This window comes from Streptomyces sp. NPDC047525, assembly GCF_040643025.1.
Lineage (GTDB): Bacteria > Actinomycetota > Actinomycetes > Streptomycetales > Streptomycetaceae > Streptomyces > Streptomyces durmitorensis.
In genome coordinates this window covers 332,862-347,926 of sequence record NZ_JBEYTL010000001.1, presented here as the reverse complement: position 1 = coordinate 347,926, position 15,065 = coordinate 332,862, and the positions used below count along the sequence as shown (strand labels likewise).

The following is a 15,065-nucleotide window of genomic DNA, read 5'->3' as shown; positions in this document are numbered from 1 at the left end:
GCGGCCGCGTGCGTCGCTACGCCGCCAGGGCTCCGCGCTGTCTGAGCAGCGGCAGGACGTGATCCCTGACCGCGGGGGCGAGCCGAACATCCCGCTCCTGCCCTGAAATCCACCGCAGGGCGGACAGCTCGCCGGCGGGTTCGGGATCCTGGCCGATCCGCGCCTCGAAGACCGAGAGCCTCATGGGTATGCGCTCAAGGGCGGCCATGGCCTCGACATCGGCCAGGAACCGAGGCTCCAGGGGCTCCACCCCGAGCTCTTCGTCCAGTTCACGGACCAGGGTCTCCAGCGGTGCCTCGCCCGCATCGGGCTTGCCGCCCGGCAGATAGAAGACGGTGGGATCCGCCTGCTTGCTGACGACCAGCAGGCGCCCCTCCTGAACGATCGCGGCTGCCACCACGGCCAGAGGGCCTGCACTGTCGATGTGTGGGGGCGCCTGTTTCGCTGTCGCGTGGCATGCGGATCATCTTCCCGCACCCCATCGGCGACCAGCGGCACCGTCCAGCGCTGAGGCACGCAGCGGCCCCGCCGCGACGGGGGGACGCGGCGGGGCTCATTAGGGCGGTTGCCCCGGAAAGCGCGGGTCACGCATCCGACTTTCGATGGGATTCGCCGGAGCACCGGCACCGGCACCAGCACCAGCACCAGAGACTTGACCGGCCGTCAGCGTGAAGTGCCGCGTAGGGCCACTATGGGGATCACCGCGAGGGCCAGGGTTCCCGCGGTGACTGCCAGAAGCGGATAGCCGCCGCCCGCCACCACCAGGCCCGAGGCCATGCCACCCGTCGCACCCGCCAAGGACATGCCCACGTCGGCCAAACCCTGCACCGAGGCACGGCGGTCGGCCGGGGCGGCATCGGTGATCAAGGCGGTGCCGCTGACCAGCGCGAGGTTCCAGCCCAGGCCGAGCAGGACCAGCGCACAGGCCAGCAGCGGCATGCTGTCCGGCGGTGCGAGGCCCGCGAGTACGCCCGCGCCCAGCAGGACGGCCCCCGACGCCGCGGCCACGGGCAGTCTGCCGATCCGGTCGGCGAGCAGACCGCTCAGTGGCGAGGGCAGGAACATCGCGCCCACGTGCAGGGCGATGACGAACCCCGCGGCCTGCGTGCTGTGGCCATGCCCGGTCATGTGCAGGGGAGTCATCGTCATCACGGCGATCATGACCAGCTGGGCGGTGATCATCACGGTGGCGCCGGTGACGACCCCGGGGGAGAAGCGTTCCGACGCCCGGGGTGTCGGCGAGGCGGCCACGGCCTCCGGCACCGGCACCTGGGTGCCCGCGGCGTTCTGCGGCTGCTGGAGACGGGCAAGGAACAACGGGTCAGGACGCAGCCAGACCAACAGCACAAGACCCGCGGCCGTGTAGGCGAGCGCCGCGAGCAGGAAGGGCCCGGCAAGACGCGGGATGCCCCAGGCGTGTGCGAGGGCACCGGTGGGTCCGACGAGGTTGGGTCCCGCGACCGCGCCCAGCGTCGTGGCGAGCAGCACCGTGCCGGTGGCGCGACCCCGCCGCTCGGGCGGGGCGAGGTCGGCGCCCGCGTACCGGGCGAGCAGCCCGGTGGCCGTACCCACCCCGTACACGAAGAGCGACACAAGGAGCAGCCCCGCCCACTGGCCCGCGGCAGCCGCCACGACTCCGGCGCTGCCGAGCGCGGCGATGCCGTGCCCCAGCGCCAGGCCGGGGCGCCGCCCGTGGCGTTGCGAGACCCGCCCGATGAACGCGGCTCCCAGGGCCGCGCCCCCGGTGAACAGGGCGGTCGGCAGCCCGGCCAGACCCGTGGAACCGAGCAGATCCTCGGCGAGCAGCGCGCCGACCGTGATGCCGGCCGCCATGCCCGCGCCGCCGAGTGCCTGCGAGAGGACGAGCACGGACAACACGCGCCGCAGCACGTGGGGCGACGCCTCTTCTCCGGTTCGCGTGACGGTGGTGGTCATGCCGTTCCCCGCACCGGCGCTTTCCCGTCGACGGCGATGTCGGCGATCTGCGCGAGGGACAGGTCCAGCACGTCGTGCAGGAACCGTACGACCGTCCAGTGCGGCAGGGCGTCCTCGTCGAACGGCCCGAACGCGGCGGTGTAGAGGGGAATCCACCGCAGGGCCTCCTCGGCGGCCGTCTCGCGCCCCGGGGCCGCTTGATAGGCGTCGTACGAGATGCTGCGGTGGTGGATGAAGTGGCCGCCGGGCAGCCGCTGTTCGCACAGGTCCTGGTACTCACGGGTCTGCAGGATGAGGTAGTGCCAGATCTCGTCGATGTCCTGCTCGACGGGGAGGAAGAGGCCGCCGAGCCGGTCGGGATGGCGCGAGACCAGGTAGAGATAGCGCAGACACTCGCGGACCTGGTGAGTGACGACGGAGGCGGCCGGAGCGCCGGGCTTCGCCGCGAAGTGGGCCACCACCTCATCGTGCAGAGCGCTGCCGAGCAGTTCGTGGGCGGTGGGGGCTGTCTCCGCGCTGGCTTCGGAAGAGGCGGGGGCGGCAGTTGTGTGCATGGCGTCGTCCTGTCGGCAAAGGCGCAGCGGCGGGGCGACCGGCCGCGCCTGGGCGGGGCAACTGGCCGCGCACGCCGGGGATTCGGCGTCGCGGCGTCGGTGCTGCGGGCGGGAATCGGGCAGTGGTCAGGAGGGGGCCGGGAGGGAGCCAGGGAGTCAGGGAGTCAGGAAGGGTCGGGCGTGGACAGCCAGGCGTACTTGCCCGAGCGTCCGATCGGTACGTGCGCGCGGTGCTCGACGCGGCAGGAGCGGCCCGTCAGGACGCCCACGGATGCCGCGAGCTCGCTCTCCTCGGCGGGCGTCAGCGGCACGTCGTCGAAGGTCGTGCACCACAGCAGGCACTGGTCATCGCCGGTCAGCCGCAACTGGTGCAGGAAGACGCGGGGGCAGACGGCGGCGATGCGCGCATCCAGGTCGGCCTGGGCGACGGGGCCGCCGCCGGGTGTGGGCAGCAGTTCCTTCTCACGGCCGCAGAAGGAGACGATCTCCTTCGGGTCCGTGCTGCCGTCGCGGGTACGGACGCAGTCGCCGGACCGGTAGCGCACGAGCGGCATGTAGGGATTGCGGATGCTGGTGACGATGAGGCTGTGGATGCCGCTGCCCGGCTCCACCGGGATCAACTCCACGCTCATGTCGTGCAGATAGGGCTGATAGCGGCCATCGGCATCGCTGTAGAACAGGTAGCCCAGTTCCGTGCTGCCGAAGAGGTCGACCACGGGGCAGTCGAAGTGGGCGCGCAGGTAGGCGCGGACGTTCAACGGCGTGTATTCGTAGGCATGCACGATGCCTGCCGGTCGAGGAAATCCGTCCCACAGGCCCCACTCGGTGACTCTGCGGACCAGATGCGCCAGGTGGTACCCGGAGCAGTCCAGGAGATACGAGCCGTCGGGGTGCGCGGCGGCGACCTCCCGGATCTCGGCGAGCATCCGCTCGACCTCCGGACGCCCCCAACCGGCCGGGTCCAGCTGCCGGTTGAGGTACAGGGTGCGGTCGTCGAGCCATCGTTCGCCGGGAGTCGCGCCCGGCTTGGCGGCGTTGACGCGCGCGACGTGTTCGGTGGCGAGGACGGTGGTCAGGGAGATGCGCCGGGCACCGGCGTGCCAGGTGGTGCCGAGGTCGGGGTGTTCGCTCCACAGGCGGTAGTAGGAGCGGAGCAGGAAGTACGGCGGCCGGATGATCTGCATGCGGGCGTGGTTGGTCCCGGTCGAGAGCACGAACTCGGCCTCGCCCGTCTCCAGGGCCCGGGCCAGCTCCGGTGTCATCCAGTTGTCGGGGAAGCCCCGGGCGATGTCCGGCTTCTCCAGGATCGGGAACTCGCCGCGCTCGGCTGAGGCGCGGTAGAGGGGGATGTCGCGTACGCGGTCCAGGACGTCGGCGCTCGGCAGGCGGTTCAAGGCGGCTCCGGTGCAGGCGGGGGGTGGGGGAGCGGGGGCGGGGCCGCCGCCGCGAAGGGTGCGGCGGCGGCCCCGCGGCATCAGCGGCTCAGGAGATACAGCCGCTCTTGCCGGTGGCGCTGATGCAGCCGCTCTTGGGCGCCGAGCTGATGCAGCCGTCCTTCGAACCCTGCCCGGAGCCCGGCTGGGCCGAGTTGGTGGCGACCCACTTCTGCCACACGGACTCCTCGGTCATGCGCTTGATGAGCTGCTCCATGATGAAACCTCCATAGATGGTGGGTATTTAGCAATAGCTGCCGGATTGATGGGCCTATTGGCTTTCGTCCCATCCCCTTGAAGGTAAAGAGATGGTCAAGGGAAAGTCAATGGGGGTGGACTGGATGGCTGAACCGCATGCCGAAGCCCGGTTGTTGCCTGCATCCAGGTGAGCCCGCGGCCACGCGGGCATGCCAAGGGGGCCCATCGCGGGCCGCGCACCGTCTGCCGCCGGGGCGGGCGGCAGACGGCGATCAGAGGGGGACGCCCGGCTTCAGTGCCGTGCAGGTGCCTGCGCGGTGGAACTCTCGGTACCCGAAGCGGCCATCGGAGACGTCTTCATCCGCACGGCTTCCGTGTCGCTGTCGTTGTGCCGCAGGGCCCAGTTCTCCAGCGTCGTACGGCAGGCGTGGTCCAGATGGCGCACCGCGGTCAGATCCAGCTCGATGGGCCGGTCCTTGGGCAGGGCCTCCAGGGTCTCCAGGATGCGCGGCAGCCGAAGGAACGTGGCGTTGCCGGTGAGGGTGACCACCATCCGGCCACCGGTCAGCTCCCGTACGTCCAGGTGCACATGGGAGGTGTCCCAGGCGGACTTGACCACCGCGAGCACCAGGCCGAGCACGACGCCCTCGAACATGTTGGTCACCACGATGGCGATCGCGGTGGTGGCCAGGACCAGGGCCTCGCCCCGGTGGGCGCGGGCGAGCGGGACGATCTCCTTGACGGGGATCAGCTTGCAGCCCGCGTGGACCAGGACACCGGCGAGCGCCGCCAGCGGGATGATGCCGAGCGCGGCCGGAAACAGCACGGCGAACAGCAGCAGCCACGCGCCGTGCAGGACACGGGAGAGCGGCGTACGCGCGCCGGCCTCGACGTTGGCCGAGCTGCGCACGATCACCGCGGTCATGGGCAGAGCACCCAGCACGCCGCACACCGTGTTGCCGACGCCCTGGGCGACCAGCTCCTTGTCGTACTGCGTGCGAGGACCGTCGTGCATGCGGTCCACCGCGGCCGCGCTGAACAGAGATTCGGCCGAGGCGATGAGGGTGAAGGCCAGGACCGTGCCGAGTACGGCCACGCTGCCCAGAGCGGCGAGGTCGCCGAACCCCGGCGGCTGGATGGCGTCGACCAGGCCGCGCACCGTCACGTTGGCCACGTCCAGGCTCAGCCCGGCGGAGACCGCGGTGGCCAGAGCGACGGCGGCCAGCGGGGCGGGCACCACGCGCACGGCCGCGGGCAGCTTCGGCCACAGCACGAGCACGGCGATGGTGCCAAGGCCCAGGGCCGCGGCGGTCAGTGAGGCGGTGTCACCCAGCACGTCGACGAGCAGCCCGGGAAGCCCGGCTATCTTGTCGAGCCCGGAGCGTGGCTGCTCGGCCCCGGCCATGGTGTACAGCTGGCCGAGGATCAGGACGAGTCCGATGCCCGCGAGCATGCCCTGCACGACGGACACGGAGATGGCGCGGAACCAGCGGCCGCAGCGCAGCAGGCCCAGGATGATCTGCAGGGCGCCGGTGAGCAGCACGATGGCGCCGAGCATGCCGAGCCCGAACTCCTGTACCGCCTCGAAGACGAGCACGGTGAGTCCGGCGGCGGGCCCGCTCACCTGCAGGGCGCTGCCCGGCAGGAAGCCGACGACCAGGCCGCCGACGATGCCGGTGACCAGGCCCAGTTCGGCGGGCACGCCCGAGGCGACGGCCACGCCGACGCACAGCGGAAGGGCGACCAGGAAGACGACGAGCGAGGCGAGGAAGTCCTGGCGCAGGACGCCCGGTTCACGCAGCGGGCGGAAGGGGGAGCGGAGGGAGGAGAGGAAGGAGGACATGAGGGTGGGGGGTCCTGTCGTGGGAGCGGTCCGGTCGGTGGGGCGCGGCGGCTCTCACAGCGGACCGAACGCCGGCCGGTCGTCGGACGACGGGCGATGGGCGGTGACGGTGCCGGTGTGCACCTCGTAGTACCAGGCGTGCAGGGTGAGCGAGCCGTCCTCGATCCGCTCTCTCACACACGGGTACGCGCGCAACCTCTCCACCTGCGCGAGCACATGTGTCTGCACGGCTTCCGCGACGTCCGCGGAGGACGGGACGAGGGAGCGCACCGCGGCGTCCGGGGCGACGGAGTGGTCCAGCCAGTCGCGCACGGCCGGTACGGCCGACAGGTCTTCGCCCCGCACCAGGGCGCCCACCGCGCCGCAGTGCGAGTGTCCGCAGACGACGATGTCGCGGACTCCGAGCACGCACACCGCGTACTCGATGGTGGCCGCCTCGCTCAGGGGGCGGCCCTCCTGGCCGGCTTCGTTGCCGGAGGGGTAGGGCGGTACGACGTTGCCCGCCGTACGGAGTTCGAAGAGTTCGCCGGGGCGTGCTCCGGTGATCAGGGCCGGTACGACGCGCGAGTCGGAGCACGTGACGAACAGGGCTTCGGGCGATTGCCCGGCCCCGAGGGCCTGGAAGGCCGCGGCGTTTTGAGGGGCCGCGACGTGTGTCGCGGCGAAGGAACGGGCGTTGTCGATCAGGGACTTCATGATGGCCTGCCTCCTGCGTCGCTGCGGCGGAGCCGGGACGCGGTGTGGTCGGGTCGATGGTGACAGTGAGGCGGCGCGGGCCGCTGAGTGACAGCGGGTTCCACGTCGCCCCGAGAGACAGCCTGTACTCCGGCTGTGACTCTCACTTTGCCATCGCATTAACCTCTGATGACAGAGCAAAAATCTGCCAAAGATTGAGTAATAAACGCCCCTGAACTGGGAGTTGGTCGAACTCTCAACCGTTGGGCAAGGTTCATGTGGAGATCATGTGGAGTCCGCGCGGCCATTTCGTTCGCACGCGCTTGCAGTAGCGACGACTTGGCTGCGCCGTCCGCGCTCTGTCCGCGGTCGCCGATCTGGCTGACCGTGCACTGTTCTTTCGTACTTATCAGCCCTGATTGGTCCGGTATGCCCGGAGGAACGTCCGCACTCCCTCGACGACGAGTGGCTGAACACGGCTGTCCTCCGCTGCGTTCGCGGAACCGAGCCTGTCCAGTGCGACGCCGAAGGCCAGCGCGATGAACTGGTCGGCCGCGAGTCGGGGGTCGGGGACGTCGAGCAGCCCGGCGGCGCCCAGGGCGGCGAACCGCTCGGCGATGGCCTCGTCGGGAGTGTCGGCCATGGAGTTGTAGCCCCGGTGCGGCAGGTGGCCGGATTCCGCCCGGACCAGTCGCTGCAGCGTTGCGTACTCCGCCGAGCCGAGCATGTCGGTCGCGATGCGCATCGAGAACGTGACCAGGGCGTCCTCGAGTTCGGCTGCCTCTTCGAGGCCGGTGAGAGTGTCGTCGAGGGTGCGCCGGATCGTGGTGATCAGTGACTGGCCGACGCCGTCGACGACCGCTTGCAGCAGCGTCTGCTTGTCGCCGAAGTAGTCATAGACCGTCCGCTTGGACACCTCCGCGCGGGCGGCGACCGCGTCGACGCTGGACCGGTCGAAGCCGTCGGCGAGGAACAGTTCCCGGGCCGCCGAGAGGATGGCGGCCCGCTTCCGCGTGGACCCCTCGCGCAGTGTCTTCGTGGTCGGTGTCTTCATCGTCGGCATGGCCACATCTTAACCGTCCTACACTGCACGGTGTAGTGTAATCTCCGGTTCATGGCGTGCCGTCCCCATGCACCCGCTCCGCCCGACGGAGCCGTGCAGGCGTCATCTCGGTCACCGCTTCCCCGAGTTCACCCCGCCGGGCGACCACGGACCTGTCCACGAAGGACTCGCCCGGCAACGACGGAAAGGACGTCCATGACTGCAACGCTGGCTCCCCCGGTCCGCATCGGGAAGGGCACTGTCTGGGCCCTCGGCATGCTGGCGGTCGCCACCGGGGCCCTGGAGTCGGTAGTGACACCGACCCTCCCGCTCCTGCAACGCGAGCTGGGCATGAGCCGGGCCGAAGGGGCGTTACTCAGCGTCGTGCTGCTCATCACCGGCGCGCTCATCACGCCGGTCGCGGGCAAGTTCGGCGACCGCTACGGCGGAAAGCGAGTCCTGATACGGCTGATGGCGGTGGTCTCGGCCGGTGGCCTGGTGTCCGCCCTGGCGCCGAACCTGCCGGTGCTGCTGTTCGGCCAGGTACTGCAGGGAGCGATGGTGGGTGCGCTTCCCCTGTCGTTCATCCTGGTGCGCAAACACCTCCCCGCAGCAGAGGCGAAGGTGGCCATCGGGGTGGTCAGCGGGCTGTTCGTGGGGGGCGGGATGGCGGGAACGCTGTCCGCCGGTCCCGTGGCGGAAGGGCTCTCCCGGCACTGGATGTTCGCGCTGCCGACGTTCGCGGTCATCGGGGCCACGCTGCTGGTGAACCGGCTGATGCCGCTCGATTCGCCGGGTCGTTCGGACGACGCCGGATTCGACTGGCCGGGCCTGGTTCTCCTGAGCGGCACGCTGGTCACGCTCATGCTCCTGCTCGCCGTTGTGCCCGACATCGGATCACAGCCACTCGTGCTCGGCGCCCTCGTCGTGGTGCTGGCAGCCTTCGCGACCGGATGGACGGCCGTCGAGCGCCGTGCGGCATCGCCGATGGTCGATCTGCGCATGCTGGCACGGCCCGCGGTGTGGAAGTCGTGCGTGCTGACGTTCGTGATCTGCGTCGGTACCTCGGGGGCGGTCTATCTCGTCCCGCAGTTGTTCGAGGTGTCCGAAGACGCGTACGGCTTCGGGGCCAGCGCCACCGAGATCGGGTTCTTCCTGCTGCCCGGCGCCGTGGCCGCGTCGCTCGCCGGGCCGCTCAGCGGGATCTGGGCGCGGCGCTTCGGCTCGCGTGCCGTGGTCATCGCCGGGACCGTCATCATGGCCACCGCCCTGCTCGCCCTGGCGGCCGTGCACAGCCAGGTCTGGCACCTCGTCGTCGGCAAGATGATGGTCGCGCTCGCCAACGGCCTGTGCGTCACGGCGATGGTGACGAGGACCGCCACATCCGTCGGTCAGAGCGACACCGGCATCGCCACCAGCCTGGTCCTGGTGACGCGCGTGATCGGCTTCGCCGTTGGTGTGCAGGTCAGTGGAGCGATCCTCACCGCCGGGACCCCCTCCGGGTCGGATGTCCCGGCCGAATCGGCCTTCGTCACCGGCTTCGTCGTGGCCGGCGCCGTCACGGCCCTGTCCCTGCTGGTCACCCGCACCATGAGCAAAGGAGTCAAGGAATGACCCGCACTGATCTGTTGACGGACGTCCCCACGCATTCCCGTACGGCGCCGAGGCGCACGGTCCTGATATCCGGTGCCAGCATCGCGGGTCCGGCGCTCGCGTTCTGGCTGAACCGCCACGGATGCGCGGTCACGGTCGTCGAGAAGGCGGGCACGCTTCGTGACGGTGGATATCCCATCGACGTGCGCGGCACCGCACTTGAGGTCGTCCGCAGGATGGGAATCCTGCCGCGCCTGCGGGAGGCGCACATCGACCTGCGCCGGCTGACCTTCCTCGACGGGGACGGCGGCGAGGTGGCCTCGCTCGATCCGCACTCCGTCACCGGCGGTGTCGCGGGACGGGACCTGGAGGTGCGGCGCGGGGATCTGAGCGCCGCTCTCCACGCGGCGGTCCGTGACGACGTGGAGTTCTTGTTCAACGACTCCATCGACACCCTCGACCAGTCCGCCCACGGGGTCGATGTCACTTTCCGCGGGGGCGGCAGGCGTACGTTCGACATGGTGTTCGGTGCGGACGGTCTGCACTCACGGACCCGCGCGTCCCTGTTCGGCCCCGAAGAGCAGTTCCACCGGTATCTCGGCTACTGCTTCGCCGTGTTCACCATGCGCAACACCTTCGGGCTCTCCCACGAGACCGTCATGTGGAACACCCCGGGCAGAGCCGCGGCGCTCTACGCCGTGGGGGACAACGACGAAGTGCACGCCTTCCTGAACTTCGCCCACCCACAACCGCCGTACGACGCGTTCCGGAACCCCGAAGCCCAACGGGACCTGGTCGCCGCGGTCTTCGCCGACGCGGGATGGGAGGTCCCCGGCATGCTTGCCGCCCTGCGCGACGCGGACGACGTGTTCTTCGACGCGGTTAGCCAGATCCGCATGCCCCGCTGGTCCAGCGGCAGGGTCGCGCTGGTGGGCGACGCCGCGTACGCACCTTCGTTCCTCACCGGACAGGGGTCCAGCCTCGCGCTCGTCGGCGCGTACATGCTCGCCGCCTCCCTGGCCGACCGGGACCACGCCGCGGGCTTCGCCGCCTACGAACACACCACCCGTGAGTTCGTGACCGTGAACCAGGCGAAGGTCGGCGAGGGCGACGCCACGCTCTTCCCCACCACGGCACGGGCCCTGGAGCAGCGCAACGACATGCTGCGCGGACTCAGCACCATGCCCCCCTCCCCGGAGGGGCAGCCGGCCCACTCGGCCCTCACCCTGCCCGAGTTGGAAGGAACCCGCTGAGGAGTGCCTACGCCGGGACGTCCTCCTGTCCGGTCCAGGAGTCGTCCAGGAGCAGCCGGGCCGCGGTGGCGGCGATGTCGCCGGTGGTGCACGCCCGTGGTCGCGATCGCCTCGTCCATGGCGAGCGAAGCGGATATCTGGCCGCGGCGTTCTTCGCCACGCCGCGGCCCAGGCTGGAGACGCCGACGACGCGCTGTACGCCCTGACTGCCGATCACCTCGCGCAGCGGCTCGGTGAAGTCGCGGAAGCGGCCCTCGATGCTGTCGGCCACAGGCGTCGGCGGCACCAGCCAGAACATGCGGTCGGCGCCCGCGCATGCCTCCTTCAGGACGCTGGGGTCGGCGTGCGAGCCCCGCACCACCTCGGTCCGCGCGCGCACTCGCTCCGGCAGGCGGGCTCGTGACTTCGGCGCGCGGCTCCGTACGTCGTGCCACCGTGAGCGCAGGTGCGCGTGCCACTGTGGTGTCATGCCCATCGACGTACGCCCGGCTTCGGTCTTCGAGGATGTCCGTGCCGTGGTCGGCCCGAAGTCACCTGCCGCCAATGTCTGCTGGTGCCTGAGCTACCGGATCCCGTCCAAGCTCAACAACGAGCTCCGTGGGCCGGCCCGCGGTGAGTACGTCGCCGAGTTGTGCCGCGCAAAGACCCCTCCCGGGGTGCTCGCCCACGACGGGGACGAGCCGGTGGGCTGGGCGGCCGTGGCGCCGCGTTCGGAGACGTCCTTCGCGCGGAACCGGAAGATCCCGCACGTCGACGATCTGCCGGTCTGGTCGCTCTGGTGCGTTCGTGTGCGGCCCGGTCATCGCAAGCAAGGGATCTCGCACGCCCTGATCGCCGGTGCGGTCGAGTTCGCCCGCGCCCACGGCGCACCGGCGGTCGAGGCCTACCCGCTCGACAACGGCGACGCCAAGGTCGACCTGACGATGGCGTACGCCGGGCTGCGCAAGAACTTCGAGCGCGCCGGATTCACCCACGCCGCCGACACGACCTCTGTGCTGGCCGGTCATCCCCGGGTCCTGATGCGGCTCGACCTGCGCTGACGCGGCAGCCCCGGGCCGTTGCGGGGCACATCAGCCCGCGGAGTCCGTCCCGTCGGCGGCATCCGCGTCGATGACGTGCACCGCCGCCTCCTCGGCGGATGCGGCACCGCCGTCGATGCCCATGTCCTCGCCGATCATGTCCTGCGCGGCGTCGGACTCCGGGTCGTCACTTGCCCCGTCGTCGGGGGCGAACAGGCGCCCGGCGCGGGCGTCCCCGACCTCCGTCTCGTCGATCGGCTCGCCGTCGGTGTCGGTGGTGTCCCCGATGCCGTCGTCGTCCTCGGCAGGACCGGGCACCGCGAGCGCGGGATCGGGCCGCTCCTCGGAGAGGCGCTCCGCCAGGCTCTCGCCGTCCTGCTGCTCTTGTGCGGTGGTGCCGGTGTGGGCCACCCCGAGGGGCCGCTCGGGCGGTGACCAGCCCTCGTCGTACGGATCCGCCCCGCGGTCGCTGAGGGTGTCCTCCGCGTCGAGGATGCCCTCGTCCTCGCGGACCTCCTCCGCGTCGGGCTGGTAGACGTCGTCGCCCATGACCTCGTCGATTCCCACGGTGCTCGTCCTCCTTCACGCGCGACTGATGGTGCTGCTGTGCCGTGTATCCACCCTGATCCAGAACACACGTTCCGGCATGCGGGGAGGGTCGCGAGGGGACGAGGGACACGATGGCCCCGCAGGTCACCGCGTTCCGGGCGGGCGCCATTCGAGGAGCAACAGCGTCGCGTCGTCGCGCAGTTGGTTGTCCTGCCGGTCGAGGATGGCGTGGATGAGCTGGCGCAGTGCCTCCGGCGCAGGTTCGCCCGCCGCGGTCGCGCGGATGATGCTGTCCGTGAACCGCTCCAGGCCGAACTCGGCGCCGCCCCCGGTCCGCAGCTCGGTGACGCCGTCGGTGTACATCAGCACCCGGTCACCCGGCTGGAGCGCCTCCTCGTGGACCTGCCATTCCACGTCGGCCAGCAGGGCGGGCGTGCCCATCGGCGGCTGGGCCGGCCGCTCCAGGGCGCGGTCGAGAACGCGGTGGTCCCGGATCAGCAGGGGAGGCGGATGGCCGCAGTTGCACCACCGCAGCAGGCCGTCGGCCAGGTCGAGCTGGGCCAGGATCCCGGTGCAGAACTGCTCGGGCAGCCACCCGGCCAGCGCGTGCTGGACGGTGTCGACGAGCTCGGGCAGCTCGGCCTCGGCCCGCCGCGCGTTGCGGCAGCCCGCCAGGGCCACGGCGGTCGTCAGACCCGACGCGAGGTTGTGACCCATGGCGTCCAGGATCGCCACGTGCAGGGTCGAAGGGGTCAGGGAGTGGTCGAAGGCGTCGCCGCCGATCTCGTACGCCGGTTCGAGCACGGCGGTCGAGATCACGTGGGAGTTGCCGATGGTCCTGGGCGGCAGGAAGGCCCGCAGCATTTCGGCGGGGAGCTGCATGGACTCGGACCGCGTCCGGCGGGCGAAGCTGTCGCTCGACGCCCGCTTCGACGTGATCGTCATGGCCATCACGGAGGCCAGCATGCGGCAGCGGCGCAGCAGCGCGACGTCGATGACGGCCGCGGTGGCGCCGATCACGCCGAGGCGTTCGGCGCCGTCGATCAGCGGCAGCCAGGCGACGATCCTGCCCTGGGTCAGTTCCTCGACGCGCAGCGCGTGCGCCCGGTAGGCCGAACCGGCGACGGAGGTGTCCACATCGAGGGTGGGCGGCCCCTCGGCCAGCGGCACCAGACACCGCTGCTGGAGGTCCACGAGGTACACGTCGATCCGGTCGAGCCCGACGGCTTCGGCGAACCGCTGGGCCAGCGCGGGAAGCTCCATCGGCGCCGCCGCGTGCGCGGATGCGAGCAATTGTTCAAACAGCTGTTCCCCCGGGCCGGGCTGCCGGGGGCCCTGCTTCCCGGGACCGGTGCTTCCGGGACCGGAGTTTCCGGCTCCGGGCTCCGTAGGCTGGCTCGACATCTGTGATCACCGCCTCATCAGCAGTCTCACACCGGGTCCCGGATCGTGCCCGGCTGCAGGCGTGCGGGAGGCGCATTTCGCTTGCGCCCGCCGGATTTCCGGCGTTCGGGCACCCTCCCCGGTGGACCGGGCCTGCCGTCTCAGCGGTCGACCCCGGTCCGCAGAGGCCCGCAAGCGCAGCGTAAGGTCGCGGACCGGCCGCATGCGGCCGTACCGCCCCATTCAGTCACCCGAACAAGGAGCCGCTGGTCATGCCAGCCAATGACGCCGCTGAGGCGCCGATCTACGACACCCTCGTCCAGGAGCACGGCGACGTCCTCGCGACAGCCCGCAAGGCCGCCGAGGAGACGCAGCAGAGAGCCGAGGCCGTGCTGGACTTCAGGGGGCCGATCGCGGCCGTCCCGGACGCGGCGCCCGCCGAACCCGCGGCGTAGGCGTCCCCGGGGCGACGAAGGCTCCGGCCCTCGCGTGCCCCGCCGCCCTTTGTGGGCGACGCTGGAAGCACACGTACGCCGTCGGCAGTCCCCGACGGCCGGAGGTGCCGATGGACCCCGTGGAGGCGCTGGAACGGATCGCCTTTCTGCTGGAGCGAGGCCGCGCCCCGACCTACCGGGTGCGTGCCTTTCGCACCGCGGCCGAGGTGGTCGGCGACCTGCCCGACGGCGAGGCGGCGCGGCGCGTCGCCGACGGGTCCCTGGAGTCGCTCAAGGGGATCGGCCCCAAGACCGCCGGGGTGGTCCGCGAGGCGCTGGCAGGCGAGATGCCGGGATATCTGGAGCGTCTCGAGGGCGAGGCGGACGCCCCGCTCGCCGAGGGCGGCACCCGGCTGCGGGCCCTGCTGCGCGGCGACTGCCACCTGCACTCCGACTGGTCCGACGGCGGCAGCCCGATCGAGGAGATGGGCCGGGCGGCGCGGGCGCTCGGCCACGAGTGGGCCGTGCTCACCGATCACTCGCCCCGGCTGACCGTCGCAAGCGGACTTTCGCCGGAGCGGCTGCGCGAGCAGCTTGCGGTCGTGGCCGATCTCAACGAGCGGTGGGCGCCCTTCCGGCTGCTCACGGGCATTGAGTGCGACATCCTCGACGACGGTTCGCTCGACCAGGAGCCCGAGCTGCTCGACCAGCTCGACGTGGTGGTCGTCTCCGTGCACTCCAAGCTGCGCATGGACGCCGCCGCGATGACCCGGCGCATGGTCGCCGCCGTCAGCGATCCCCGGGCCGACGTACTCGGGCACTGCACCGGCCGGCTCGTCACCGGGCGCGGCAGGCCGGAGTCGCAGTTCGACGCGGACGCGGTGTTCGCCGCGTGCGCGGCATCCGGCACGGCCGTGGAGATCAACAGCCGTCCGGAGCGGCTCGACCCGCCGCGTCGGCTGCTGCGCCGTGCCGTGGACGCCGGAGTGCTCTTCTCCGTGGACACCGACGCGCACGCGCCGGGGCAGCTGGACTGGCAGGTGATCGGGTGCGCCCGCGCCGAGGAGTGCGGGGTGCCCGCCGAGCGCGTGGTGACGACCTGGACGGCCGAGAAGCTGCTGGCCTGGACGCGGGAGAACCGGGCTGTGGCGTGA

At 71.1% G+C, this 15,065-nt stretch carries 15 protein-coding genes and 1 pseudogene; 5 read left to right on the top strand and 11 right to left on the bottom strand.

The genetic code is table 11. The features are described from left to right. Positions 1–16: 16 nt before the first annotated feature. From ABZ833_RS01705 to ABZ833_RS01670, 8 genes are all read right to left on the bottom strand, one after another. Positions 17–397, bottom strand: coding sequence for an NUDIX domain-containing protein (locus ABZ833_RS01705; protein WP_361039593.1), 381 nt, complete (start codon positions 395–397; stop codon positions 17–19). A 266-nt stretch (positions 398–663) separates the two neighbouring features. Beyond that, positions 664–1,935 carry an MFS transporter gene (locus tag ABZ833_RS01700; protein WP_361039590.1) on the bottom strand — a complete coding sequence of 424 codons (1,272 nt, stop codon included), beginning with the start codon at positions 1,933–1,935 and terminating at the stop codon, positions 664–666. Further along, positions 1,932–2,489, bottom strand: a complete 558-nt coding sequence (locus tag ABZ833_RS01695) for a hypothetical protein (protein WP_361039587.1) — start codon at positions 2,487–2,489, stop codon at positions 1,932–1,934. The genes ABZ833_RS01700 and ABZ833_RS01695 overlap by 4 nt, the downstream gene beginning before the upstream one ends. A 164-nt stretch (positions 2,490–2,653) precedes the next feature. Further along, entirely contained in the window at positions 2,654–3,883 is a 1,230-nt protein-coding gene (locus ABZ833_RS01690; protein ID WP_361039584.1) for a hypothetical protein, read from the bottom strand. An 88-nt stretch (positions 3,884–3,971) separates the two neighbouring features. Then, positions 3,972–4,139: a hypothetical protein gene (locus ABZ833_RS01685; protein WP_361039581.1), complete on the bottom strand. Its 168-nt coding sequence runs from the start codon at positions 4,137–4,139 to the stop codon at positions 3,972–3,974. A 273-nt stretch (positions 4,140–4,412) separates the two neighbouring features. After that, positions 4,413–5,963, bottom strand: a complete 1,551-nt coding sequence (locus ABZ833_RS01680; RefSeq protein WP_361039578.1) for a SulP family inorganic anion transporter — start codon at positions 5,961–5,963, stop codon at positions 4,413–4,415. A 54-nt stretch (positions 5,964–6,017) separates the two neighbouring features. Next, positions 6,018–6,659, bottom strand: a complete 642-nt coding sequence (locus ABZ833_RS01675; RefSeq protein ID WP_361039575.1) for a carbonic anhydrase — start codon at positions 6,657–6,659, stop codon at positions 6,018–6,020. Positions 6,660–7,047: 388 nt separating this feature from the next. After that, on the bottom strand, positions 7,048–7,701 hold the full coding sequence (locus ABZ833_RS01670) for a TetR/AcrR family transcriptional regulator (RefSeq protein WP_361039573.1): 654 nt from the start codon (positions 7,699–7,701) through the stop codon (positions 7,048–7,050). Between the two features lie 195 nt (positions 7,702–7,896). Here ABZ833_RS01670 and ABZ833_RS01665 point away from each other — a divergent pair, with 195 nt between their 5' ends. Then, complete coding sequence (locus ABZ833_RS01665) at positions 7,897–9,294, top strand: MFS transporter (RefSeq protein ID WP_361039571.1); 1,398 nt, start codon at positions 7,897–7,899, stop codon at positions 9,292–9,294. Further along, complete coding sequence (locus tag ABZ833_RS01660; protein WP_361039567.1) at positions 9,291–10,526, top strand: FAD-dependent monooxygenase; 1,236 nt, start codon at positions 9,291–9,293, stop codon at positions 10,524–10,526. Before ABZ833_RS01665 ends, ABZ833_RS01660 begins: the two co-directional genes overlap by 4 nt. 13 nt (positions 10,527–10,539) lie before the next feature. On the opposite strand, the pseudogene ABZ833_RS01655 reads toward ABZ833_RS01660, so the two are convergent. Continuing rightward, positions 10,540–10,920, bottom strand: a pseudogene (locus ABZ833_RS01655) (NmrA family transcriptional regulator); the annotation flags it as partial. A 73-nt stretch (positions 10,921–10,993) separates the two neighbouring features. Here ABZ833_RS01655 and ABZ833_RS01650 point away from each other — a divergent pair. Further along, a complete protein-coding gene (locus tag ABZ833_RS01650) occupies positions 10,994–11,566 on the top strand; it encodes a GNAT family N-acetyltransferase (RefSeq protein ID WP_361039564.1) in 573 nt (190 codons plus the stop codon). Between the two features lie 30 nt (positions 11,567–11,596). Here the strand turns inward: ABZ833_RS01650 and ABZ833_RS01645 are convergent, their stop codons facing one another. Both ABZ833_RS01645 and ABZ833_RS01640 read right to left on the bottom strand, forming a co-directional pair. Further along, the gene (locus ABZ833_RS01645) at positions 11,597–12,094 is read right to left on the bottom strand and encodes a DUF5709 domain-containing protein (RefSeq protein ID WP_361041292.1); all 498 of its coding nucleotides are present in this window, start codon (positions 12,092–12,094) and stop codon (positions 11,597–11,599) included. Positions 12,095–12,238: 144 nt separating this feature from the next. Next, positions 12,239–13,357, bottom strand: a complete 1,119-nt coding sequence (locus ABZ833_RS01640; protein ID WP_361039561.1) for a PP2C family protein-serine/threonine phosphatase — start codon at positions 13,355–13,357, stop codon at positions 12,239–12,241. 392 nt (positions 13,358–13,749) lie between these two features. On the opposite strand from ABZ833_RS01640, the gene ABZ833_RS01635 reads away from it, so the two are divergent. Both ABZ833_RS01635 and ABZ833_RS01630 read left to right on the top strand, forming a co-directional pair. After that, positions 13,750–13,932 carry a hypothetical protein gene (locus ABZ833_RS01635; protein WP_249585505.1) on the top strand — a complete coding sequence of 61 codons (183 nt, stop codon included), beginning with the start codon at positions 13,750–13,752 and terminating at the stop codon, positions 13,930–13,932. Positions 13,933–14,042: 110 nt separating this feature from the next. Further along, positions 14,043–15,065, top strand: coding sequence for a PHP domain-containing protein (locus ABZ833_RS01630; RefSeq protein ID WP_361039558.1), 1,023 nt, complete (start codon positions 14,043–14,045; stop codon positions 15,063–15,065).

Coding starts and splice junctions, on each gene's coding strand:
- ABZ833_RS01635 (WP_249585505.1), top strand. CDS start 13,750: ATGCCAGCCAATGACGCCGCTGAGGCGCCGATCTACGACACCCTCGTC.
- ABZ833_RS01665 (WP_361039571.1), top strand. CDS start 7,897: ATGACTGCAACGCTGGCTCCCCCGGTCCGCATCGGGAAGGGCACTGTC.
- ABZ833_RS01645 (WP_361041292.1), bottom strand. CDS start 12,094: ATGGGCGACGACGTCTACCAGCCCGACGCGGAGGAGGTCCGCGAGGAC.
- ABZ833_RS01685 (WP_361039581.1), bottom strand. CDS start 4,139: ATGGAGCAGCTCATCAAGCGCATGACCGAGGAGTCCGTGTGGCAGAAG.
- ABZ833_RS01675 (WP_361039575.1), bottom strand. CDS start 6,659: ATGAAGTCCCTGATCGACAACGCCCGTTCCTTCGCCGCGACACACGTC.
- ABZ833_RS01670 (WP_361039573.1), bottom strand. CDS start 7,701: ATGCCGACGATGAAGACACCGACCACGAAGACACTGCGCGAGGGGTCC.
- ABZ833_RS01630 (WP_361039558.1), top strand. CDS start 14,043: ATGGACCCCGTGGAGGCGCTGGAACGGATCGCCTTTCTGCTGGAGCGA.
- ABZ833_RS01640 (WP_361039561.1), bottom strand. CDS start 13,357: ATGGAGCTTCCCGCGCTGGCCCAGCGGTTCGCCGAAGCCGTCGGGCTC.
- ABZ833_RS01680 (WP_361039578.1), bottom strand. CDS start 5,963: ATGTCCTCCTTCCTCTCCTCCCTCCGCTCCCCCTTCCGCCCGCTGCGT.
- ABZ833_RS01700 (WP_361039590.1), bottom strand. CDS start 1,935: ATGACCACCACCGTCACGCGAACCGGAGAAGAGGCGTCGCCCCACGTG.
- ABZ833_RS01650 (WP_361039564.1), top strand. CDS start 10,994: ATGCCCATCGACGTACGCCCGGCTTCGGTCTTCGAGGATGTCCGTGCC.
- ABZ833_RS01660 (WP_361039567.1), top strand. CDS start 9,291: ATGACCCGCACTGATCTGTTGACGGACGTCCCCACGCATTCCCGTACG.
- ABZ833_RS01695 (WP_361039587.1), bottom strand. CDS start 2,489: ATGCACACAACTGCCGCCCCCGCCTCTTCCGAAGCCAGCGCGGAGACA.